This window comes from Rhizobacter sp. J219, from assembly GCF_024700055.1.
Lineage (GTDB): Bacteria > Pseudomonadota > Gammaproteobacteria > Burkholderiales > Burkholderiaceae_C > Rhizobacter.
The window spans coordinates 559907-582396 of sequence record NZ_JAJOND010000001.1; the positions used below are offsets into that span (position 1 = coordinate 559907).

General features: G+C 65.1%; 19 protein-coding genes and 2 pseudogenes. 19 read left to right on the top strand and 2 right to left on the bottom strand.

Going from position 1 to position 22490, the window contains the following annotated elements; all coding sequences use genetic code 11:
• Positions 1-27 precede the first annotated feature (27 nt).
• The 10 genes from LRS03_RS02615 (at position 28) to LRS03_RS02660 (ending at position 10552) form a co-directional block, all read left to right on the top strand.
• Entirely contained in the window at positions 28-2121 is a 2094-nt protein-coding gene (locus LRS03_RS02615) for a 3-hydroxyacyl-CoA dehydrogenase NAD-binding domain-containing protein (RefSeq protein WP_257823733.1), read from the top strand.
• A gap of 13 nt (positions 2122-2134) precedes the next feature.
• The gene (locus tag LRS03_RS02620; protein WP_257823734.1) at positions 2135-2725 is read left to right on the top strand and encodes an HD domain-containing protein; all 591 of its coding nucleotides are present in this window, start codon (positions 2135-2137) and stop codon (positions 2723-2725) included.
• Positions 2726-2751: 26 nt separating this feature from the next.
• Positions 2752-3927 carry an acetyl-CoA C-acyltransferase gene (locus tag LRS03_RS02625; protein WP_257823735.1) on the top strand — a complete coding sequence of 392 codons (1176 nt, stop codon included), beginning with the start codon at positions 2752-2754 and terminating at the stop codon, positions 3925-3927.
• Positions 3928-3939: 12 nt separating this feature from the next.
• A complete protein-coding gene (locus tag LRS03_RS02630; protein ID WP_257823736.1) occupies positions 3940-5769 on the top strand; it encodes an acyl-CoA dehydrogenase in 1830 nt (609 codons plus the stop codon).
• Positions 5770-5779: 10 nt separating this feature from the next.
• Positions 5780-5995 carry a hypothetical protein gene (locus tag LRS03_RS02635; RefSeq protein ID WP_257823737.1) on the top strand — a complete coding sequence of 72 codons (216 nt, stop codon included), beginning with the start codon at positions 5780-5782 and terminating at the stop codon, positions 5993-5995.
• Positions 5992-6783, top strand: coding sequence for an SDR family oxidoreductase (locus LRS03_RS02640; RefSeq protein ID WP_257823738.1), 792 nt, complete (start codon positions 5992-5994; stop codon positions 6781-6783). The genes LRS03_RS02635 and LRS03_RS02640 overlap by 4 nt, the downstream gene beginning before the upstream one ends.
• Positions 6784-6801: 18 nt before the next feature.
• On the top strand, positions 6802-7245 hold the full coding sequence (locus LRS03_RS02645) for a PaaI family thioesterase (RefSeq protein WP_257823739.1): 444 nt from the start codon (positions 6802-6804) through the stop codon (positions 7243-7245).
• Between the two features lie 44 nt (positions 7246-7289).
• Positions 7290-8225 (top strand): glutathione S-transferase family protein, encoded by a 936-nt coding sequence (locus LRS03_RS02650; RefSeq protein WP_257823740.1) that lies wholly within the window; start codon positions 7290-7292, stop codon positions 8223-8225.
• 87 nt (positions 8226-8312) lie between these two features.
• The gene (locus tag LRS03_RS02655) at positions 8313-9224 is read left to right on the top strand and encodes an SDR family oxidoreductase (RefSeq protein WP_257823741.1); all 912 of its coding nucleotides are present in this window, start codon (positions 8313-8315) and stop codon (positions 9222-9224) included.
• 50 nt (positions 9225-9274) lie between these two features.
• A complete protein-coding gene (locus LRS03_RS02660) occupies positions 9275-10552 on the top strand; it encodes a TIGR03862 family flavoprotein (RefSeq protein ID WP_257823742.1) in 1278 nt (425 codons plus the stop codon).
• Positions 10553-10557: 5 nt separating this feature from the next.
• Here the strand turns inward: LRS03_RS02660 and LRS03_RS02670 are convergent.
• Positions 10558-11456: pseudogene (locus LRS03_RS02670) on the bottom strand (alpha/beta hydrolase family protein).
• A 247-nt stretch (positions 11457-11703) separates the two neighbouring features.
• A complete protein-coding gene (locus LRS03_RS02675; RefSeq protein WP_257823745.1) occupies positions 11704-12609 on the bottom strand; it encodes an alpha/beta hydrolase family protein in 906 nt (301 codons plus the stop codon).
• 329 nt (positions 12610-12938) lie between these two features.
• Between LRS03_RS02675 and LRS03_RS02680 the strand changes: the two genes are divergently transcribed.
• From LRS03_RS02680 to pheS, 9 genes and pseudogenes are all read left to right on the top strand, one after another.
• Positions 12939-13583: a lipase secretion chaperone gene (locus LRS03_RS02680; RefSeq protein WP_257823746.1), complete on the top strand. Its 645-nt coding sequence runs from the start codon at positions 12939-12941 to the stop codon at positions 13581-13583.
• 54 nt (positions 13584-13637) lie between these two features.
• Positions 13638-15965, top strand: coding sequence for a Tex family protein (locus LRS03_RS02685; protein WP_257823747.1), 2328 nt, complete (start codon positions 13638-13640; stop codon positions 15963-15965).
• A gap of 13 nt (positions 15966-15978) precedes the next feature.
• Positions 15979-17061: a patatin-like phospholipase family protein gene (locus LRS03_RS02690; RefSeq protein WP_257823748.1), complete on the top strand. Its 1083-nt coding sequence runs from the start codon at positions 15979-15981 to the stop codon at positions 17059-17061.
• Between the two features lie 44 nt (positions 17062-17105).
• Positions 17106-17876: a class I SAM-dependent methyltransferase gene (locus tag LRS03_RS02695; RefSeq protein ID WP_257823749.1), complete on the top strand. Its 771-nt coding sequence runs from the start codon at positions 17106-17108 to the stop codon at positions 17874-17876.
• Between the two features lie 190 nt (positions 17877-18066).
• Positions 18067-19985 (top strand): annotated as a pseudogene (thrS, locus tag LRS03_RS02700) (threonine--tRNA ligase).
• Positions 19986-20096: 111 nt separating this feature from the next.
• On the top strand, positions 20097-20612 hold the full coding sequence (gene infC / locus LRS03_RS02705; protein WP_316703451.1) for a translation initiation factor IF-3: 516 nt from the start codon (positions 20097-20099) through the stop codon (positions 20610-20612).
• Between the two features lie 127 nt (positions 20613-20739).
• Positions 20740-20943, top strand: a complete 204-nt coding sequence (gene rpmI / locus LRS03_RS02710; RefSeq protein ID WP_201803926.1) for a 50S ribosomal protein L35 — start codon at positions 20740-20742, stop codon at positions 20941-20943.
• 19 nt (positions 20944-20962) lie between these two features.
• On the top strand, positions 20963-21319 hold the full coding sequence (rplT, locus tag LRS03_RS02715) for a 50S ribosomal protein L20 (RefSeq protein ID WP_201803925.1): 357 nt from the start codon (positions 20963-20965) through the stop codon (positions 21317-21319).
• Between the two features lie 112 nt (positions 21320-21431).
• Positions 21432-22475 carry a phenylalanine--tRNA ligase subunit alpha gene (gene pheS / locus LRS03_RS02720; RefSeq protein ID WP_257823750.1) on the top strand — a complete coding sequence of 348 codons (1044 nt, stop codon included), beginning with the start codon at positions 21432-21434 and terminating at the stop codon, positions 22473-22475.
• The last annotated feature ends 15 nt before the right edge of the window (positions 22476-22490 follow it).

A 22490-nucleotide genomic window follows, 5' to 3' on the forward strand; every position in this document is an offset into this window, starting at 1 on the left:
CGTTTTCTCTTCCCGAGGGTCTTCGCCATGAGCGCCACCTATGAACTGCGCGGCAACGTTGCCGTCATCACGTTGAACAACCCGCCGGTCAACGGCCTGGGCTTGGCCACCCGGCTCGGCATCACCCAGGGCCTGGAAAAGGCTGAAGCCGACAGTGCCGTGAAGGCCATCGTGATCACCGGCGCGGGCAACGCGTTTTCCGGCGGCGCCGACATCAAGGAGTTCGGATCGCCCAAGGCCCTGGCCGAGCCCAACCTGCTGAGCGTGATCGCGGCCGTCGAGGCCACGAGCAAGCCGGTGGTCGCGGCGATCCACAGCGTGTGCATGGGCGGTGGCCTGGAGCTGGCGCTGGGCTGCCACTACCGCGTGGTCGCCAAGGGCACGCAGGTCGCGTTGCCGGAAGTGAAGCTTGGACTGCTGCCGGGCGCCGGTGGCACGCAGCGCCTGCCGCGCGTGCTGGGCGTGGAAACCGCGCTGAACATGATCGTGAGCGGCGAGCCGGTGAAGAGCGAGATGCTCGCCTCGCTGCCGGGCCAGAAGCTCTTCGACAAGCTGGTCGATGGCGATGTGCTGACGGCTGCGCTCGCTTTTGCGGCGGAGGTCGCCGACAAGCGGCCGCTGCCGCTCGTGCGCAACCTCAAGGCGACGCATCCCAACGCCGACGGCTACTTCCAGTTCGCGCGCAACTCGGTGGGTGCCATGTCGCGCAACTACCCGGCCCCGCTGCAGTGCGTGGAGGCGGTGGCCAACGCGGTCTACAAGCCCTTCGACGAAGGCATGCGGCTGGAGCTCGTCACGTTCCAGAACCTGATGCTCACGCCCGAGAGCCGCGCACTGCGCCATGTGTTCATGGCCGAGCGCGCCACGAGCAAGATCCCCGACGTGCCGGCCGACACACCGGTGCGTGATGTGAAGAAGCTCGCCATCATCGGCGCCGGCACCATGGGTGGCGGCATCGCGATGAACTTCCTCAACGCCGGCATGCCGGTGGTGATGCTCGAGATGAAGCAGGAAGCGCTCGACCGCGGCATCGCCACCATCCGCAAGAACTACGAAGCGCAGGTCAAGAAGGGCAAGCTCACGCAGGAGAAGCTCGACGCGCGCATGGCGCTCCTGACCACCACGCTCAACTACGGCGACCTCAAAGACGCCGACATGGTGATCGAGGCCGTGTTCGAAGAGATGGGCGTGAAGGAGAAGGTCTTCAAGGCGCTCGACGAGGTGATGAAGCCGGGTGCCATCCTCGCGTCCAACACCTCCACGCTCGACGTCAACCAGATCGCCGCCTTCACCAAGCGTCCGCAGGACGTGATCGGCACGCACTTCTTCAGCCCGGCCAATGTGATGAAGCTGCTGGAGGTGATCCGCGGCGAGAAGACGGCGAAAGACGTGCTTGCCACCGTGATGGCGCTCGGCAAGAAGATCAAGAAGACCTGCGTGGTCTCCGGCGTGTGCGACGGCTTCATCGGCAACCGCATGATCGAGCAGTACTCGCGCCAGGGCGGCTTCCTGCTGGAAGAGGGCGCGACACCCGAGCAGGTCGACCGCGCGATCGAGAAGTTCGGCTTCGCGATGGGCCCGTTCCGTATGGGTGACCTCGCGGGCAACGACATCGGCTGGTACATCCGCAAGCGCCGCTACGTCGAGCAGCCCGAGATGATCTACAGCAAGACGGCCGACGTGCTGTGCGAGATGGGCCGCTACGGCCAGAAGACGGGCGCAGGCTGGTACGACTACAAGCCCGGCAAGCGCGACGCGATCCCGTCGAAGGAAGTGGTCGCGATGATCGAGAAGGTGCGTGCCGAGAAGGGCATCACGCCGCGCAAGATCAGCGACCAGGAGATCGTCCAGCGTCTGGTCTATGCGCTCGTCAACGAAGGCGCCAAGATCCTCGAAGAAGGCATTGCGCTGCGCGCGTCCGACATCGACATGGTCTACCTTACCGGCTACGGCTTCCCCGCGTTCCGCGGCGGCCCGATGTGCTACGCCGACACGCAAGGCCTCTTCAACGTGGTCGCCAGCATGCGCCGCTTCCAGAAGAACCCGCTCGACGACGCGAAGTTCTGGGAGCCGGCACCGCTGCTCGCCAAGCTTGCGGCCGAGGGCAAGACGTTCAGCTAAGGAGACACCGCCTATGAAACGCGCCACCTTCAGCAGCATGGAGACCAGTACCGCCGAAGACTGGTCCATCATCAAAGAAGAAGCCGGCGTCTTTCAGCGCGGCCTGCCCGATCGCCTCATCGCCCACCTGAAGCTGCTCGAAGGCGACTACGGCGGCTTCCCGGTCGACCGGTATACGCACTCGCTGCAGACCGCCACCCGCGCGATGAAGGACGGCCGCGACGACGAGTACGTGGTGTGCGCGCTGCTGCATGACATCGGTGACACGCTCGGGCCTGCCAACCACTTCGACATCGCCGCCGCGATCCTCAAGCCCTGGGTCAGCGAAGAGAACCTCTGGATGGTGCAACACCACGGCATCTTCCAGGGCTACTACTTCTTCCACCACCTGGGCCTGGACCGCCACCTGCGCGACCAGTTCGAAGGCCACCCGAGCTACGAGCGCACCGCCGAGTTCTGCGCGCTCTACGACAACCCGGCCTTCGACCCCAAGGGCGAGACGCTGCCGATCAGCGAATTCGAGCCGGCGTTGCGCCGCGTCTTCGCCAAGCCCAAGAACAGCATCTACCTGCCGGCCCCCAAAACCCCTGTGGCGGCGGCCTGATTCCCGAGAACACCCCGGAGTACCCCATGACCTCAGCCGTGATCGTTTCCACCGCCCGCACGCCGCTCGCCAAGAGCTGGAAGGGTGCCTTCAACATGACCCATGGCGCCACGCTGGGCGGCTTTGCGGTCAAGGCCGCCGTCGAGCGCGCCGGCATCGACGGCGCCGAAGTCGACGACGTCATCATGGGCTGCGCCACGCCCGAAGGCGCGACGGGCGGCAACATCGCCCGCCAGATCGCCCTGCGCGCCGGCCTGCCGATCACGGCCAGCGGCATGACCATCAACCGCTTCTGCTCCAGCGGCCTGCAGACCATCGCCACCGCCGCCCAACGCATCATCGCGGGCGAAGGCGACGTGTACGTGGCTGGCGGCGTGGAGAGCATCTCCTGCGTGCAGAACGAAGCCAACCGCCACATGGCCGCCGACGGCTGGCTTGTGGAACACAAGCCCGAGATCTACTGGAGCATGCTGCAGACCGCCGAGCAGGTGGCCAAGCGCTACAACATCGGCCGTGATCGCATGGACGAGTACGGCGCCGCCAGTCAGCAGAAAGCGTGTGCCGCGCAGGAAGCCGGCAAGTTCAACGCCGAGATGATCTCGGTCACCACGATGGCCGGCGTGGCCGACCCGGTGATGGGCCTGCGCACGAAGGAAGTGACCATCAGCGCCGACGAGGGCCTGCGCCCCGGCACCACCAAGGAAGGCATCGCCGGCATCAAGCCCGCGCTGCCCGGGGGCCTGATCTCCGCCGGCAACGCCAGCCAGTTCAGCGACGGCGCCGGTGCCTGCGTGCTGATGAACGAGAAGCTGGCCGAGCAGCGCGGCTTCAAGCCGCTCGGCCGCTTCCTCGGCTTTGCGGTGGCCGGTTGCGAGCCCGACGAGATGGGCATCGGCCCGGTGTTCGCCGTGCCCAAGGTGCTGAAGAAGCTCGGCCTCAAGGTCAGCGACATCGACCTCTGGGAACTCAACGAAGCCTTCGCCGTCCAGGTGCTCTATTGCGCCGACACACTGGGCATTCCGATGGACCGCCTGAACGTGAATGGCGGCGCCATCGCCGTCGGCCACCCCTACGGTGTGAGCGGCCAGCGCCTCACCGGCCACGCGCTCATCGAGGGCAAGCGCCGCGGTGCCAAGCGTGTGGTGGTGACCATGTGCATCGGCGGCGGCATGGGTGCCGCTGGCGTGTTCGAGGTGCTGTGACGGGCTGACGCCATGACCTACCGCTCCACCGTCGATTTCTTGCTCTATGACTGGCTGGCGGTGGAGCAGCTGGCGCAGCGCCAGCGCTTCTCCGACCACTCGCGCGAGACCTTCGCCTCGGTGCTCGACACCTGCGAGCGCATCGCCCGCGACAAGTTCGAGCCCTTCAACCGCCTCGCCGACACCGAGGAGCCGCACTTCGATGGCGAGAAGGTGATCCTGCCGCAGGCGTCGTACGACGCGGCCAAGGCGTACGTCGAATCAGGCATGCTCGCCGCCGCACAGGACTACGACATCGGCGGCATGCAGCTGCCCTGCGTGGTGGAGATGGCGGCCAACACCTTCTTCTCCAAGGCCAGCATCGGGCTCGGTGGCGGTGCCATGCTCACCAGCGGCAACGCCAACCTGCTGATGGCGCACGGCACCGAGCGGCAGAAGGAGGTCTTCGCGAAGAATGAGTTCGCCGGCCGCTTCTTCGGCACCATGTGCCTCTCCGAGCCTCAGGCGGGCTCGTCGCTCTCCGACATCCTCACGCGCGCTACGCCCGATGGCGACGACTTCGAGAGCGACCCGCTCGGCCCACGTTACCGCCTGCGCGGCAACAAGATGTGGATCAGCAACGGCGAGCATGAGCTGACCGAAAACATCGTGCACCTGGTGCTGGCCAAGATCCCCGGGCCTGATGGCAACCTGATCCCGGGCACCAAGGGCATCTCGCTCTTCATCGTGCCGAAGAAGCTGGTCGACGTCGACGGCAAGCTGACCGGCGAACGCAACGACGTGGCACTCGCCGGCCTGAACCACAAGCTCGGCTACCGCGGCATTCCCAACACGCTGCTCAACTTCGGCGAAGGCAAGTACCCGGCGCGGGGCAAGGCGGGTGCGATCGGCTACCTGGTGGGCAAGCCGGGCGATGGCCTCAAGTGCATGTTCCACATGATGAACGAGGCGCGCATCGGCGTGGGCCTCGGTGCGGTGATGCTGGGCTATGCCGGTTACGAGGCGAGCCTGGAATACGCCAAGGGCCGCCCGCAAGGCCGGCCGATCAACCCGACGGGCAAGGACCCGAAGCAGCCGCAGATCCCCATCATTCAGCACGCCGACGTGAAGCGCATGCTGCTCGCGCAGAAGTCGTATTGCGAAGGTGCGCTGGCACTGGAGCTGTACTGCTCGCGTCTCGTCGACGAGTTGCACACCGGTGACGCCGACAAGCGCGCCGAAGCCGGCCTGCTGCTGGAGATGCTCACGCCCATCGCGAAGAGCTGGCCCAGCGAGTGGTGCCTGGAGGCCAACAGCCTCGCGATCCAGATCCACGGTGGCTACGGCTACACGCGCGACTACCCGGTGGAGCAGTACTGGCGCGACAACCGGCTGAACATGATCCACGAGGGCACGCACGGCATCCAGGGCCTCGACCTGCTGGGCCGCAAGGTGGTGATGGATGGCGGCAAGGGCCTCGCGCTGCTGGCCGCCAAGGTCAACGCGACGATCGAGCGCGCGGTGCAGACGCCCGAGTGGGCTGAAGCAGCGAACGCGCTGGCTGGTGCGCTCAAGCACCTGGGCAATGCGACCAAGGCCGCGTGGGCCACGGGCGTGCCCGAAGAGGCGCTGGCCAACGCGGTGCCGTACCTGCAGGCCTTCGGCCACACGGTGCTCGCCTGGATCTGGCTCGATGTCGCCCTCTGCGCGCAAGCGTCGAAGGCCGACGAGAACCTGCGGCAGGGCACGCTGGCCGCGGCGCGCTATTTCTTCCGCTACGAGCTGCCGCGTGTGCCGGCCTGGCTCAAGGTGGTGGAGACACGCGACGACACCTGCCGCACGATGGACGAATCCTGGTTCTGAACACACCCCTATGAAGACGAGCACGCTCGACACGCTGATCTGGGTCCTCATCTACGGCGGCCTGCTGGGCGTGGGCCTCGGCCTCTCGGTCCAGCGCAGCGCCGACGGGCTTGGCACCACCGTGATCGTCATCGGTGGCGCCATCGCGGCCCTCGGCTTCGCCCTTATCTATGTGCGCTCGCGCATGAAAGACACGCCTCAACCTTCCGACAAGACAACACCATGAGCACCCCGATCCAGAAACTTTTCGACCTCAGCGGCAAGACCGCGCTCGTCACCGGTGGCTCGCGCGGCCTCGGCCTGCAGATCGCCGAAGCGCTCGGCGAAGCCGGTGCGCGTGTGCTGCTCACCTCGCGCAAGGCGAGCGACCTGGAAGAGTCGGCCGCGCACCTGAAGGCGCGTGGCATCGACGCGCTTTGGATTGCCGCCGACGCGAGCCAACCCGAAGAGATCCAGCGCGTGGCCGCCGACGCGATGGCGCGCCTCGGCAACGTCGACATCCTCGTCAACAACGCCGGCGCCACCTGGGGCGCGCCCGCCGAGGACCACCCGCTTGAGGCGTGGGACAAGGTCATGAACCTCAACATCCGCAGCATCTTCCTGATGAGCCAGGCCATCGGGAAGCTGAGCATGATCCCGCGCCGCCAGGGCCGCATCATCAACGTGGCCTCGATCGCCGGCCTCTCCGGCGCCGGCCCCGACATCCAGTACATCGCCTACGGCACGAGCAAGGGTGCGGCGGTGAACTTCACCCGCACGCTGGCGGGCGAGTGGGGCAAGTACGGCATCACCGTCAACGCGCTGGCGCCGGGTTTCTTCCCGAGCAAGATGACCAAGGGCACGATCGAGCGCGTGGGTGCCGACGCGATGGCGGCCAAGGCGCCGCTTCGCCGCATCGGCGACGACGATGACCTGAAGGGCGCGGCGCTGCTCTTCGCCTCGGCGGCGGGCAAGCACATCACAGGGCAGATCCTCGCGGTGGACGGCGGTGTGAGCGCCGTGCACGGCGGCTGAACGGCAAGCCCCATCGGCATGAAGTTTCACACCTTCATCCCCTTCGTCGAACACCTCGGCTTCGAGCTGCTGAAGTTCGAGGACGGCGAGGCCGAGATCGCCGTCACGCTGCGCGAGGGACTCTGCAACTCGTGGAGCGTGGCGCACGGGGGTGTGACGATGACGCTGCTCGACGTGACGATGGCCCACGCCGCACGCGCCACCGGGCTCGGCGGTGAAGGGCAGAGCAACGGCATCGGCGTCGTCACCATCGAGATGAAGACGAGCTTCATGCGCCCCGGCCTCGGACGCCTGCATGCCAAGGGCAAGCGGGTGCATGGCACCGCATCGCTCGCGTTCTGCGAGGCGCAGGTGTTCGATGAAAAAGGCGCGCTCGTCGCCCAGGCCACCGGCACCTTCAAGTACCTCAAGGGCCTTCCGGCGGGCGGTCGCAAGATCATGCGCAACAACGCGTCGGATTGATCGCCTCGCCGCGATCTTCCACGCCACTACCCACGAAATCGACCATGTCCGACCTGGTGCTTCACCACTACGCTGGCTCGCCCTTCTCAGAGAAGGTGCGCCTGATCCTCGGCTACAAGGGCCTGGCCTGGAAGTCGGTCACCGTGCCGGTGATGCTGCCCAAGCCCGACGTGGTGGCGCTCACTGGTGGCTACCGGCGCACGCCGTTCCTTCAGGTCGGCGCCGATATCTATTGCGACACGGCGCTGATGTGCCACGTGATCGACGAGATGGCGCCGCAGCCACCTCTGTACCCAGTCGCGGCAGGTGGAGCCCAGCACATCCTGGCGCAATGGGCCGACACGACGCTCTTCTGGGCGGCCATCCCGTACACCATGCAGCCGGCGGGCGCGCAACACCTGTTCGGTGATGCGCCGCCCGAGTTTCTGAAAGCCTTCGCCGCCGACCGCGCGGCGATGACACCCAACCTGCGCCGTGCGACGACGGTCGATGGCGCTGCGCAGCTCGCCAGCTATTTCGGCTGGCTCGACACCGAGCTGGCGGATGGCCGCGCCTTCCTGCTCGGTGCCCAGCCCTGCATTGCAGATTTTTCGGTGGCGCAGTCGCTCTGGTACATCCGCCGTGCGCCACCGGTGGCCACCGTGCTGGCGCCGTTCGCGCGCTTGCTCGCGTGGTACGAGCGTGTGGCTGCGTACGGCCATGGCGCGCCTGACAAGATGCGCAGCGACGCGGCAATCGAACTCGCCGCCAGCACGCCACGCCATGCGGCCACGAAAGTTGAAACCGGCTCCGGATTCGCGGCGGGGGACGCCGTGACCGTGTCACCCACGGACTACGCGACCGACCTCGTCGCGGGCACCTTGGTCGGTTTGAACCAGAACGAAGTGGTGATCGAGCGCAAGGACGAAAGGGCCGGCACGCTGCATGTGCACTTTCCGCGCATCGGCTACCAGGTGAAGGCCCCCAAACCTGCCGCTTAGCGCAGGCCCCCCGAGGGGGGCGATTTGCCTCGGGGCGGCCCTTCGCCAAATCATCAAGAAACCCAAGATCGACTCAGGAGAAAGCAAATGAAGAACTTCAAGGGCGGCACCGCCGTCATCACCGGCGCGGGCTCGGGCTTCGGCCTGGAGGCCTCACGCATCGCCGCCAAGCTGGGCATGAATGTCGTGCTGGCCGACGTGCAGAAGGACGCGCTCGATGCCGCCACGGCCGAGATCGAAGGCCTGGGCGCGAAGGTGCTGCCGTTCAAGCTCGATGTCTCGAAAGCGGCTGAAGTCGAGGCGATGGGCGCGGCCACCTTTGAGCGCTTCGGGGCGCCGACTTTTGTGTTCAACAACGCCGGTGTCGGTGGTGGCGGACTGATCTGGGAGCAGTCGCTGAAAGACTGGGAGTGGGTCGTCGGCGTCAACCTCATGGGCGTGGCCCACGGCGTTCGCGTCTTCACGCCGATGATGCTCGACGCTGCGAAGAAGAACCCCGCCTACGAAGGACACATCGTCAACACCGCCTCGATGGCCGGCATGCTCAACGCGCCCAACATGGGCGTGTACAACGTGACCAAGCACGCGGTGGTGGCCCTGAGCGAAACGCTCTACCAGGATCTGCGCCTCGTCACCGACCAGATCGGTGCTTCGGTGCTGTGCCCTTACTTCATCCCGACCGGCATCAGCAACAGCGCACGCAACCGCCCGGCCGAGATGGTGGACGCCAATGCCAAGCCCACCAAGAGCCAGCTCATCGCCCGTGCGATGAGCGAGAAGGCGGTGAGCAGTGGCAAGGTGACTGCGGCGACGATGGCCCAGTCGGTCTTCGATGCGGTGGCCGAGGGTCGCTTCTACATCTTCAGCCATCCGCATGCGCTGGGTGGCGTGCAGACGCGCCTGGAAGACGTGATGCAGCAGCGCAACCCGACCGACCCGTTTGCGGCCAAGCCCGAACTGGGCCAGCAGCTGAAGGCCGCCCTGCGCGCGGCTGACTGAACGACGCGAGGAGGCACGGCGGGCATCACGGTCCCGCCGACAATGCCTCCATGAATGCACCTTCTCGAACGCCGCACATCGCCATCGTGGGCGGTGGACCCGCCGGCCTCATGGCCGCTGAAGTGGCCGTGCAGGGGGGTGCGCAGGTCGACGTCTACGACGGCATGCCGTCTGTCGGCCGCAAGTTCCTGCTGGCCGGCAAGGGCGGGCTCAACCTCACGCACAGCGAGACCCTGGAGCGATTTCTCGATCGCTATGGCCCGCAGCGGTCGCGGCTCGACGGGTGGCTGCGCGCATTCGGGCCCGAGCAGCTGCGCGCGTGGACGCAGGGGCTTGGCGTCGACACTTTCGTCGGCTCGTCGGGCCGTGTGTTCCCGACCGACATGAAGGCCGCGCCGCTGCTGCGCGCCTGGTTGCAGCGCCTGCGTTCGGCCGGGGTGCGCTTTCACATGCGTCACCGTTGTCGTGGGCTGAGCGCGGTGGGCGATCGGTGGATGCTGCAGTTCGACACGCCCGAGGGCACGCGGGCAGTCGAAGGCGATGCGGTGGTGCTGGGGCTGGGCGGTGCGAGTTGGGCGAGGCTCGGCTCCGACGGCGCCTGGGCCGGTTGGCTGCTGTCCCCCGACGAACTCGCACCCCTGCGCCCGGCCAACTGCGGCTTCGATGTCGGCTGGTCGGCCCATCTGCAGGAGCGCCATGCGGGGCAACCTTTGAAGTCGGTGCGCCTGTCGTTCCAACCGTCGGCAGGGCCGGCCTTCAGCCAGGTGGGCGAATGCGTGGTCACGCAAACCGGCCTGGAAGGCAGCCTGGTGTATGCCGCGTCGGCCTTGCTGCGCGATGAGATCGAGGCCCACGGCCAGGCCGTCATGCACCTCGACCTGCTGCCCGCGCGCAGCCTCGACTGGGTGCGCGACGAGCTGGCGCACCCACGTGGTCCACGTTCGCTGTCGACCCACCTCAAGAGCCGGCTCGGGCTGCATGGCGTCAAGGCTGCTTTGCTCTACGAACTGCTGTCGAAGGACGAGATGGCCGATGCCGGGCGGCTCGCGCACGCCATCAAGTCTCTGCCCGTGCGTCTGGTGGCGGCGCGGCCGGTGAATGAAGCGATCAGCACGGCTGGCGGTGTGCGCTTCGAGGCGCTTGACGACCGGCTGATGCTGGCAAGCCACCCCGGCGTGTTCTGTGCCGGCGAAATGCTCGACTGGGAGGCTCCGACCGGCGGCTATCTGCTGACCGCCTGCATGGCCACAGGGCGCGCGGTCGGAGCCGGCGCCCTGGAGTGGCTGGCACGCGGCGCGTCTCCCGACGGCACGCGTGCGTTGGCCTGATCAGCTCAGTACGGGCAGTTGTTGCGAGCGGCGGCAATGCGCAAGGTGTTGGCCACCTGCTGTTGATGGGGGGCGCCGCACAGGAACGGGCTGTAGCGGGTGTCGTTGTCGACGAAGCGCTTGAACCACGAGATCATGTACTTGCCGACCAGGCCGTACTCGCCGCTGTCCTGCGGGAAGAAGTGGTCTTCGTTGTTGAAACCAGGTAGCCCTTGGGCGTGCTCGACGGGATGCTGTTGTAGAACGGGATCGAGTGCGTAGAGACGCTCGCAACCGAATCACCATCGGCGCCGATGATCAGCGTCGGGGCACGCACCGTGGAGAAATTCTTGGTGGAGTGCCACGGGGCCAGCGGCACGGCGGCCTTCAGCTGCGGGTAATCGCGCACGGCGGCCAGGCTGCCGCCGCCGCCCATCGAGTGGCCTGCGACGGCCATGCGCGACGAGTCGACCTTGCCGTAGAGCACGTTGGTGCGGCTGCTGGCGTTGCTCACCACCTTGTCGAGCGCGGCCTTGAGCTGGCGTGCGCGGCTGTCGGGCTGGTCAGAGGTGGAGTTGGTGTCGATCGTGATGACGACGAAGCCATGCGAGGCGAGGCGGCTGCCGATCCAGCTGATCGACGACTGGTAGGCGGTGAAGCCGGGCGACACGGCGATCACGCCGTAGCTGCCGGTGGCGGTCGGGTAGTAGATGGTGCCGCCACCGAACCCGCTGGCGCTCAGGCGCGACACGGTGGTGGTGCGGATGGCGAAGGAGCCGTCGCGCTCCAGCGTGGCCACCGTGGGGTCCGGGCCCTTCTGGTACTGGGCGTTGGCGACGCCGGCGCACAGGACGGCGGCCGCGAGGACGGAGGCCTTGGCGATGTGCGCAAAGTGGCGCAGGACAGGGTTGGAAGCTAGTTGCATGTTGTCTCCTGGTTTTGGACTGACGCCGGTGACCGATCGCAGGTGCACGACCTTTCAATCTCGACGTCCAGATAGTGCACTAGCGTGCTATTTAACGTTTCATCGGTTTCCCTGACGAAACGGGCCCCGATTTGTACGAGGTTGCTAAACGGATTCGCCGGCAAAAAAGCAGGGCGCGCGGCCGAAGCCGGGCGCCCTGTCGTGCGTGCGGCTGGCGTGTCTCTGGTGACCCGCCAGCGTGCAGCGGTCAGGTCAGTACGGGCAGTTCTCGCGGTAGTCCGAGAACGGGCCGAAGTAGCCGAGGTCCGCCTGGTGTTGAGCACCGCAGAGGAACGGGCTGTAGCGCGTGTCGTTGTCCATGAAGCGCTTGAACCACGAGATCATGTAGCGGCCCACGATGGGGTAGTTCGACGACAGCTGCGGGAAGAAGTGGCCCTCGCCGTTGAAGCTCGGCGTAGGCCTTGGACGTGGTCGACGGCAGGCTGGTGTAGAACGGGATCGAGTGCGACCCCACCCCGGCGATGGCGTCGTTTTCCGCGCCGATGATCAGCGTCGGGACGCGCACGGTGCGCCAGCTCTTGGTGGTGTGCCACGGGGCGAGCGGCACGGCGGCCTTGTACGACGGGTTGTCGCGCGCTGCGGCCAGCGTGCCGCCACCGCCCATCGAGTGACCGGCCACGCCGAGGCGGCTGGAGTCGACCTTGTTGTAGACGCCGCTGGTGCTGCGGCGGCTTTGCGCGACCACGTAGTCGAGCGCAGCCTTCAGCTGGCGGCCGCGGCTGTCGGGCTGGTCGGACGTGGTGATGGTGTCGATGGTGATGACCACGAAGCCGTGCGAGGCGAGGCGGGTGCCGATCCAGCTGATCGACGACTCATAGGCCGTGAAGCCGGGCGAGACGGCGATCGCGCCATAGGTGCCTGAGGCGGTGGGGTAATGGATCGTGCCGCCGCCGAAACCGCTGGCCGCGGTGCGCGACACGGTCTGGGTACGCACGGTGAACGGGCCGGTGCGTTCCAGTGCCGAGGTCGTCGGGTCCGGGCCCTTCTGGTATTGGGCGTTGGCGATGCCGCCCAGCAGGACGGTGGCAGCCAGGACGGAGGCCTTGGCGAATTGCGCGAGATGGCGCAGCGTGGGTGTCAATGCAAGTTGCATGGTGTCTCCTGGTTAGAACTGATGCCGATGGGACGAGCTGTTTCTGTACGACTGTTCTAAATCGGCTTGCGGATGGTGCACGATAGTGCTTTTAAACGTTTCATCGATTTCCCTGATCCGAGATTTGCCGGCATATGTGAGCCTTTTGCCGCAAGATGCTGCAACTGAGGGTTCGATAGTTTTGAGTTGGAAGGTTTTCTGAATGACTGTGCAAATCAACAATGCGCCCCTCTGGCGGCGGCCTCTTGCCTGGGGTGTGACGGCGCTTGTCCTGGTGGTGGCGGTCGCCGGGGGCGCCTGGTACTCGAGCGAGCACGGTTTGGCACCAGTTGCTGAATCGGTTCACGGGAACGGTTCAAGCGCGAAACGAAGTTCTCACGGGGGAACGAGCCCTTCCGCGGCCTCCGGCGCGGGGGGCTGGCGCGCTGGTGGAGGTCGATGTCCTTGGTTCGCGCATGGATGTTTCGCGCCTGTTCCAGCTCGGGTTTGGCGGCGGCTTGACCGTGGACAGCGACACCCGGGCGACGCTCGACACCTTGATGCTTCAGATGTCGGACCCACCCACGCCACAAGAGACGGAGAAGCTCGAATACACATTGCGCCAGGGCTTGCCGAAGGAGGAAGCCGAGAAGGCGCTGAAGCTGCTGCAGGGCTATCGCAGCTACCAGTCCGACCTGCGCACCGAGGGCGCGCAACTGGGCATCCCCGAGACGCAGCAAAGCGTCGACGCCTACTTTGCGGAGGTGAGCCGCATCCAGCGGCGGCATTTCGATGACGCCACGGCCTCGGCGCTTTTCGGCCACGACATGCGCAACGCCCGCGCCGTGATGATGGCCGCGGTGATCGACCAGAACCCGAACCTGAGCCTGGCGGAGAAAAAGGCGCACATCGACGCATTGCGTGCCGAGCTGCCCGCCGATCAACGCGGCATCGTTCCCGAACCGACAGCAGGGGCAGCGTCCGAGGCGAATTGACCGTGTGGCACACTTCGCCGCTTTCGTTTTCCGTCCCTCTGCGGACAGCTGTACTTGAACAAGATTCTTCTGCAGTTGGCCAGCGAACTGAAGGTTCGCCCGGCCCAAGTGAACGCCGCGGTGGAGCTGCTCGACGGAGGCGCCACCGTTCCCTTCATCGCCCGCTACCGCAAAGAAGCCACCGATGGCCTCGACGACACCCAGTTGCGCGACTTGGAGGCCCGCCTGGGCTATCTGCGCGAGCTGGAAGAGCGCCGTGCCGCGGTGCTCAAGAGCATCGACGAACAAGGCAAGCTGACGCCTGAATTGCGTGCGGCTGTGGAAGCCGCACCGACCAAGCAGGAGCTGGAAGACCTCTACCTGCCCTACAAGCCCAAGCGCCGCACCAAGGGCATGATCGCCCGCGAAGCCGGCCTGGAGCCGCTGGCCGACAGGCTCTTTGCCGACCCCTCGCTCGACCCGGCCGCCGAGGCGGCGTCTTTCGTCAACGCCGAGGCGGGTTTCGCCGATGCGTTTGCGGTCCTTGACGGCGTGCGTGACCTGCTCAGCGAGCGCTGGGCTGAAGACGCCACCTTGGTGGGCAAGCTGCGCGAGTGGCTGTGGGAGGAAGGCCTGCTCAAGTCCAAGCTGATGGACGGCAAGGACGAAAACAACGCCGATGTGGCCAAGTTCCGCGACTACTTCGACTACGACGAACCGATCGGTCGGGTGCCGTCCCACCGGGCGCTGGCGGTGTTCCGTGGGCGCACGCTCGAGTTTCTCGATGCCAAGCTTGTGGTCGACGAAGAAGTCGTTCCCGGCCAGCCCACGCTCGCCGAAGGCCGCATCGCCCGCCATCTGGGCTGGAGCCATGCCAAGCGGCCGGCCGACGACCTGATCCGCAAGACCATCGCCTGGACCTGGAAGGTCAAGCTGAGCCTGAGCCTGGAGCGCGATCTCTTCAGCCGCCTGCGCGAAGAGGCCGAGAAGGTGGCGATCAAGGTTTTCGCCGAAAACCTGCGCGACCTGCTGCTCGCCGCACCCGCCGGCCCGCGCGTGGTGATGGGCCTCGACCCCGGCATCCGCACCGGCGTGAAGGTGGCCGTCGTCGACTCGACCGGCAAGGTGCTCGACACCTCGACCGTCTACCCGCACGAGCCGCGCAAGGACTGGGACGGTTCCATCCACACGCTCGGCCGCCTGTGCGCGACGCACGGTGTGAACCTGATCGCCATCGGCAACGGCACTGCCAGCCGCGAGACCGACAAGCTGGCGTCCGACCTCATCAAGCGCATCCAGCAGCTCGCCCCGGGCACCCACATCGAAAAAGTGGTGGTGAGCGAGGCGGGTGCGTCGGTGTATTCAGCCAGCGAGTTCGCGAGCAAGGAGTTGCCCGAGCTGGATGTGAGCCTGCGCGGCGCGGTGAGCATCGCCCGCCGCCTGCAGGACCCGTTGGCCGAACTGGTGAAGATCGAGCCCAAGAGTATCGGCGTCGGCCAGTACCAGCACGACGTGAACCAGGGCGAGCTGGCAAAGAGCCTCGATGCGGTCGTCGAGGACTGCGTGAACTCCGTGGGTGTGGACCTCAATACCGCCTCGGCGCCGCTGCTCGCTCGTGTGTCGGGCCTGAGCGCCGCGGTGGCCAACAGCATCGTGCGCTGGCGTGATGCCAATGGCGCGTTCAAGAACCGCCAGCAATTGCTCGACGTGAGCGGACTCGGGGCCAAGACCTTCGAGCAGAGCGCAGGCTTCCTTCGCATCAGCGGGGGTGACAACCCGCTCGACCGGTCGGGGGTGCACCCGGAGACCTATCCGGTCGTCGAAAAGATCCTCGCCAAGGTCAGCAAGCCGCTGACCGAGGTGATGGGGCGCAGCGATGTGATCCGTGCTCTCAAGCCCGAGGCCTTCGCCGACGAGAAATTCGGAGCTATTACCGTCAAGGACATCCTGGCGGAGCTTGAAAAGCCCGGCCGCGACCCGCGCCCTGATTTCAAGGTGGCTCGCTTCAACGACGGCGTCGAGGACATCAAGGACCTGCAACCCGGCATGACGCTTGAGGGCACGGTGAGCAACGTTGCCCAGTTCGGCGCCTTTGTCGACCTCGGCGTGCACCAGGACGGCCTCGTGCATGTGAGCCAGTTGTCGAACAAGTTCGTCAACGATGCGCGCGAAGTGGTGAAGACCGGCGACATCGTCAAGGTCAAGGTGCTCGAAGTCGACCTGGCCCGCAAGCGCATCTCGCTCACGATGAAGCTCGACAGCGCTCCGGCGCCGCGCGGAGAGCGGGGCGACAACAGCTACCGTCCCCCGGCGCGCGGTGAGCGCATGGGTGGCCCGCGCGCGCCCGTGCAGGCGCCGTCGGCGATGGCCGCCGCGTTTGCCAAGCTGCAGACCAAGCGCTGACCGGCCTGTCGCCATGCAAGCCCTGCAGGTCCACGCCGGCCCGCGTGCGCTCAAGCACTTGCGGGAGCAGGGGCTTTCGGCGGCTGACGTTCGGGCTGTCCCCGGTGCAGCCGGCGGACCGAAGGGGCTGGTGCTCGGCCCACTCGACCAGTTCATCTTCGGCGAGTGGCTGCAGGGTGCGGGACAGCCGGTCCACCTGATCGGTGCTTCGATCGGCGCCTGGCGCATGGCGACCGCGTGCCTGCATGACCCCAAGCAGGCCTTCGCTCGCATGGCCGACGACTACATCACGCAGGAGTACGAGCACAAGGCCGGCAAGGCGCCCACGCCGACTCACGTCAGCGAGGTGTTTGGTGCCAAGCTGATGGAGCACTTCTCCGGTCGGGAGACGCAGGTGCTGAGCCACCCGCGCTTCCGGCTGCACGTGTTCACCAGCCGAGGTCGGCATGTGCTTCGGCGCGAGGGGCGCCCCCTCTCGCGTGTCACGACACCGCTGGGCTATCTGGGTGCATTTGCCACTAACGTGGTGAGTCGCAAGGCGATGGGCGCGTGGCTTGAGCGTGTGATCTTTTCTGACACCCGCGATGCCTTCCCGCTGCACACGCACGACTACAGCACACGCATCGTGTCGCTCGATGTGCAGAACCTGCAGCCAAGCATCCTGGCGAGTTGTTCGATACCGTTCTGGCTGGATGCCGTGCACGACATCCCCGGCGGCCCGCGCGGCGCCTATTGGGACGGCGGCATCACGGACTACCACCTGCACCTCAACTACGCCTCGCTGAGAAACGGCTTGGTGCTCTATCCCCACTTCCAGAAGGCAATTATTCCCGGTTGGCTCGACAAGGCGCTGAAGCACCGCCACCGCGCGAGCGCGCACCTCGATAATGTGGTGGTGATATCGCCTAATCCCGAATGGATTGCCTCGCTACCCGGTGGCAAGCTACCGGACCGCAACGATTTCAAACGCTATACCCACGATGTGCCCGCCCGGGTGAGGGCCTGGAGGCGGGCAGTGGCGGAGAGCGAACGCCTGCGAGACGAGTTCCAGCAACTCGTCGAGCGGCGCGAGCCCATCGCCGCGTTGCCACTTTGATCACCGACACACACGACCGTCGTCCACCACAGGAGGAGCCGTACATGACCACCCCGCAAGGCCGCCCGAACGCCCAAGCCGTTCAACTCCCGCACCAGCCGCTGCCGGACTACTATCCGTCCGACGACCTGCAGGCGCGCGAGAGCTTCCTGCGCAAGACCTTCGACGACACCGCGGTCGACTACAACCGGCTCGAAAGCATCCTGGGCTTCGGCACCGGCGCCAGCTATCGCGGCCGTGCACTCAAGCGCGCCGGCCTCAAGCCGGGCATGACGGTGGTGGATGTGGGCATGGGCACGGGCATCGTGTCGCAGGAGATCCTCAAGATCACCGGTGAGCCGTCGAAGCTGATCGGCGTCGACCCGAGCCCCGGGATGATGGCGCAGGCGAAGCTGCCGGCCGAAGTGGTCTGCAAGCTCGGCAGGGCCGAAGAGATCCCCGTTCCCGATGCCTCGGTCGACTTCCTGGTGATGGGCTATGCGTTGCGCCACATCAGCGATTTTTCGAAGGCTTGCGCCGAGTTCCGCCGAGTTCTCAAGCCGGGCGGCCGCGTGTTGATTTTGGAGATCACGATGCCGAAGGGGCGCATCGCCACGGCCTTGCTGAAGGCCTATATGCGCGGTGTCGTGCCACTGCTGGCCCGCGTAGTGTCGAAATCGGCCACGACGCCGATGCTGTGGCGCTACTACTGGGACACGATTGCCGGTTGCATCCCGCCTGCCCAGGTCATTGCGGCTCTCAGCGACGCGGGGCTGTTGGAAGCCGGGCGCTATGTGGAATTGGGCATCTTTTCCGAGTACACCGCGCGGGGCTGAACTACAATTTTGGCTCTCCAGTTTTCACTGGCAACCTATAAGAGCGAGAAGGGCATCTTGGTTATGACACCGCGAACTACGACCCGGCAGGTAAAGGTTTAGTCGGCCGCGGCTTCGTCACGTCTTTTCTCGTCATCATCAAAAAGCGCGGTTCTCCACCGCGCTTTTTGCTTTCTGGAGTGTGCTCATCATGATTTCCGTTCAATTGCCCGATGGTTCCAAGCGTCAGTTCGACGGCCCCGTGACGGTGGCCGAGGTGGCGGCCTCCATCGGCACCGGCTTGGCCAAGGCCGCGCTGGCAGGGCGCGTGGGGCAGGGTGCCGATGCCAAGGTCGTTGACACCAGTTACCGCATCGAGGGTGACACATCACTGGCCATCCTCACCGACAAGGACGCCGACGGACTGGAAGTCATTCGCCACTCGACGGCGCACCTGTTGGCATATGCGGTGAAGGAATCTTCCCCGACGCTCAAGTCACCATCGGTCCCGTCATCGACAACGGCTTCTATTACGACTTTTCGTACAAGCGCCCCTTCACGCCCGAGGACCTGGCGGCAATCGAGGCCAAGATGGCGGAATTGGCCAAGAAAGACGAAAGGGTCGAGCGCCGCGTGCTGCCGCGCGACGAGGCTGTGGCGTACTTCAAGAGCCTCGGAGAGCACTACAAGGCCGAGATCATCGCAAGCATCCCGGCGAACGAAGACGTTTCGCTGTACCGCGAAGGCAAGTTCGAAGACCTGTGCCGTGGCCCGCACGTGCCGAGCACCGGCAGGCTCAAGCACTTCAAGTTGATGAAGGTTGCGGGTGCCTATTGGCGCGGCGACCATCGCAACGAGATGCTGCAGCGGGTCTACGGCACGGCCTGGGCCACGAAGGACGAGCTTCAGCAATACCTCACGATGCTCGAAGAAGCGGAGAAGCGCGACCACCGCCGACTGGGTCGCGAACTCGATCTATTCCACATCGACGAGCACTCGCCCGGCACCGTTTTTTGGCATCCCAAGGGCTGGACCGTCTGGCAGGAGGTCGAGCAGTACATGCGCCGCGTCTATCGCGACAACGGCTACCAAGAAGTGAAGGGCCCGCAAATCCTCGACCAGGGGCTGTGGGAAAAGACCGGCCACTGGGGTAAGTACCGGGAGAACATGTTCACGACGGAGTCGGAGAAGCGCGACTACGCTCTGAAGCCGATGAACTGTCCCGGCCACATCTTGATCTTCAAGCAGGGCATCAAGAGCTACCGCGATCTGCCGGTTCGCTACGGCGAGTTCGGCCAATGCCATCGCAACGAACCGACGGGCGGCTTGCACGGGATCATGCGGGTGCGTGCCTTCACCCAGGACGATGGTCACATCTTCTGCACCGAAGACCAAATCATGGCCGAGTGCCATGATTTCACGACGCTCCTGCAGAAGGTCTACAAGGATTTCGGTTTCACCGAGGTGATCTACAAGGTGGCGACCCGTCCCGAGGCGCGCATCGGCTCCGACGAAGCCTGGGACAAGGCCGAAAGCGCGCTAATGGAAAGCCTGCGCCGCTCCGGCTGCGAATTCGAGATTGCCGTCGGTGAGGGTGCCTTCTACGGCCCCAAGGTGGAGTACACGCTCAAGGACGCAATCGGCCGGCATTGGCAATGCGGCACGATCCAGATCGACCCCAACATGCCGGAGCGCCTAGATGCCGAGTACGTGGGCGAAGACGGCAACCGCCATCGCCCGATCGTGCTCCACCGTGCCATTGTGGGCAGCCTGGAACGCTTCATTGGCATCCTGATCGAGCAGCACGCCGGTGCGCTGCCGGTTTGGCTGTCCCCGGTGCAGGCGGTGGTCATGAGCATCACCGACGACCAGGCCGACTACGCCCGGGAAGTGACGAAAACGCTGCAAAAACAAGGGCTTAGAGTCGAGAGCGATTTGCGCAACGAGAAAATTACCCGTAAAATTCGCGAGCATTCCATGCAAAAGGTCCCGTTCCTCCTTGTCGTTGGCGACAAGGAGAAGGCGAACGGGGCTGTTGCCGTGCGCGCTCGTGGCAACCAAGACCTCGGTGTGATGCCCCTCGCAGACTTTGCTTTGAAGATCGCGGGTGACATTGCCAATCGTGCTTGACGAAAGGTCCCGGTTGCCCGGCCCGCGTTGATTGTTTTTGGGCCCTGTCGCCTTGGGGTTCGCTGAAGGATTTGAACTATCGCTACTTTTGCTGACCGCCGCGCTCCCAACGTGGAACGCAAGCACCGCCTCAACCGCGAAATCATGGCGCCGGAAGTTCGCCTGAACGGGGTGGAAAACGAGCCCTTGGGTATCGTTCCTCTCCAAGAAGCTTTGCGGATGGCAGGTGAGCTGGACGTTGACCTCGTCGAAATCGCCGCTCAGGCCGACCCGCCTGTGTGTCGCTTGATGGATTACGGCAAGTTCAAGTACCAGGAGCAGAAGCGGGCGGCGGAAGCCAAGTCCAAGCAGAAGGTCATCGAGATCAAAGAGGTGAAGTTCCGCCCGGGTACCGATGAAGGCGACTACCAGATCAAGCTGCGCAACCTGCGCCGCTTCATCGAGGAAGACGGCGACAAGGGCAAGGTCACGCTGCGCTACCGCGGCCGCGAGATCACGCACCAGGACATCGGCATGCGCCTTCTGGAGCGCATCCGCGACGATCTGGCAGATTGTTCGGTGGTCGAGAACATGCCCAAGCTCGAAGGACGCCAGATGATCATGGTCCTCGGGCCGAAGAAGCGATAAGTAGAGAGTCGTTAAAGAGTTCATTGCCCTGGTTTGGTCACCAGGGCGATGCAAGAAGCCTCTGCAGGCTTACAAGACCGCGAGAGATTTCGCGGGCGCCTGCAGGAGCAATTTAAAAGGAGCAGTCATGCCCAAAATGAAGACCAAGAGCAGTGCGAAAAAGCGTTTTCGCGTTCGTCCGGGTGGCACCGTCAAGCGCGGTCAAGCGTTCAAGCGCCACATCCTGACCAAGAAGTCGACGAAGAACAAGCGCCAGCTCCGCGGTGCTGTCGGCGTCCACGAGACCAACATGGCTGGGATGGCGCAGATGCTGCCGTTCGCCGGTCTCTGATTTCTAGAAAGGAAACGACATGCCTCGCGTCAAACGTGGTGTAACCGCACGTGCTCGTCACAAGAAAGTTCTCGCACTCGCCAAGGGTTTCCGCGGCCGCCGCAAGAACGTATTCCGCATCGCCAAGGAAGCGGTCATGCGCGCTGGGCAATATGCCTATCGCGATCGCCGCACCAAGAAGCGTGTGTTCCGCCAGCTCTGGATCGCCCGTATCAACGCGGCGAGCCGTGGCCTGGGTGTCACCTACAGCAAGTTCATGGCCGGCCTGAAGAAGGCCAACATCGACATTGACCGCAAGGTTCTTGCCGACATGGCCGTGAATGATCCTGCCGCTTTTGGCAGCATCGTCGAGAAGGTGAAGGCCCAGCTCGCTTGATGTCGTGATCACGCCGGGTGCAGTCAGGCCCGGTGCACGCAAGCTTTCAAAGGCCGACCTCGTGTGCGGCCTTTTTTGTTTGTTCTGAACCCGTTTTCTCGCCACCGAACCGATGAACGATCTCGATCAATTGGTGCAAGCTGCGCAGGCCGACTTCCAAGAGGCCGCCGCACCTGCCGATCTGGAGAACGCCAAGGCGCGCTATCTCGGCAAATCCGGGCGCGTCACCGAATTGCTTAAAGGCCTGGCTGCGTTGTCGCCTGAAGAGAAGAAGACCCGCGGCGCCGACATCAACGCGGCCAAGCAGCGCGTCGAAGCCGCGCTCAATGCCCGCCGCCAGGCGCTGGCCGATGCCGAGCTGCAGGCGCAGCTGAAGGCCGAGGCGCTCGACGTCACCTTGCCTGGCCGTAAGCGCGGCGTTGGAGGGTTGCACCCCATCACGCGCACGATGGAGCGCATCGAAGCCATCTTCGGCTCGATGGGCTTCGATGTCGCCGACGGCCCCGAGATCGAGACCGACTGGTACAGCTTCACCGCGCTCAACAATCCCGAGAACCATCCGGCGCGCTCGATGCAGGACACCTTCTACGTCGACATGAAAGACGCCGAAGGCCGCTGGCTCAACCTGCGCCCGCATACCTCGCCGATGCAGGTGCGCTACGCGCTCGCGCACGCAAAGAAGTACGAAGGCCAGGCGAAGATGCCTGACATCCGTGTGATCGCGCCCGGCCGCACCTACCGCGTCGACAGCGACGCAACGCACTCGCCGATGTTCCACCAGGTCGAGGGCCTCTGGGTTGGTGAGAACGTGAGCTTCAAGGACCTGAAGTCGATGTACCTCGACTTCATCCAGGCGTTCTTCGAGACCACCGAACTCAAGCTGCGCTTCCGCCCGAGCTATTTCCCGTTCACCGAGCCCAGCGCCGAGATCGACATCATGTTCGAGCGTGGGCCCTTGAAGGGCCGCTGGCTCGAGGTCTCGGGCTCGGGCCAGGTGCACCCACAGGTCATTCGCAACATGGGCCTTGACCCGGAGCGCTACATCGGCTTCGCCTTCGGCTCGGGCATCGACCGCTTGGCGATGTTGCGCTACGGCGTGAGCGACCTGCGCATGTTCTTTGAAGGCGATCTGCGCTTCCTGTCGCAGTTCAAGTAATCCAGAAGCAGAAAA

Bases quoted from the DNA above. Each gene is read 5' to 3' on its own strand.
- rplT (WP_201803925.1), top strand. From the start codon at position 20,963: ATGCCTCGCGTCAAACGTGGTGTAACCGCACGTGCTCGTCACAAGAAA.
- LRS03_RS02650 (WP_257823740.1), top strand. From the start codon at position 7,290: ATGTCCGACCTGGTGCTTCACCACTACGCTGGCTCGCCCTTCTCAGAG.
- LRS03_RS02625 (WP_257823735.1), top strand. From the start codon at position 2,752: ATGACCTCAGCCGTGATCGTTTCCACCGCCCGCACGCCGCTCGCCAAG.
- LRS03_RS02620 (WP_257823734.1), top strand. From the start codon at position 2,135: ATGAAACGCGCCACCTTCAGCAGCATGGAGACCAGTACCGCCGAAGAC.
- pheS (WP_257823750.1), top strand. From the start codon at position 21,432: ATGAACGATCTCGATCAATTGGTGCAAGCTGCGCAGGCCGACTTCCAA.
- LRS03_RS02675 (WP_257823745.1), bottom strand. From the start codon at position 12,609: ATGCAACTTGCATTGACACCCACGCTGCGCCATCTCGCGCAATTCGCC.
- rpmI (WP_201803926.1), top strand. From the start codon at position 20,740: ATGCCCAAAATGAAGACCAAGAGCAGTGCGAAAAAGCGTTTTCGCGTT.
- LRS03_RS02695 (WP_257823749.1), top strand. From the start codon at position 17,106: ATGACCACCCCGCAAGGCCGCCCGAACGCCCAAGCCGTTCAACTCCCG.
- LRS03_RS02640 (WP_257823738.1), top strand. From the start codon at position 5,992: ATGAGCACCCCGATCCAGAAACTTTTCGACCTCAGCGGCAAGACCGCG.
- LRS03_RS02660 (WP_257823742.1), top strand. From the start codon at position 9,275: ATGAATGCACCTTCTCGAACGCCGCACATCGCCATCGTGGGCGGTGGA.
- LRS03_RS02645 (WP_257823739.1), top strand. From the start codon at position 6,802: ATGAAGTTTCACACCTTCATCCCCTTCGTCGAACACCTCGGCTTCGAG.
- LRS03_RS02635 (WP_257823737.1), top strand. From the start codon at position 5,780: ATGAAGACGAGCACGCTCGACACGCTGATCTGGGTCCTCATCTACGGC.
- LRS03_RS02615 (WP_257823733.1), top strand. From the start codon at position 28: ATGAGCGCCACCTATGAACTGCGCGGCAACGTTGCCGTCATCACGTTG.
- LRS03_RS02690 (WP_257823748.1), top strand. From the start codon at position 15,979: ATGCAAGCCCTGCAGGTCCACGCCGGCCCGCGTGCGCTCAAGCACTTG.
- LRS03_RS02630 (WP_257823736.1), top strand. From the start codon at position 3,940: ATGACCTACCGCTCCACCGTCGATTTCTTGCTCTATGACTGGCTGGCG.
- LRS03_RS02655 (WP_257823741.1), top strand. From the start codon at position 8,313: ATGAAGAACTTCAAGGGCGGCACCGCCGTCATCACCGGCGCGGGCTCG.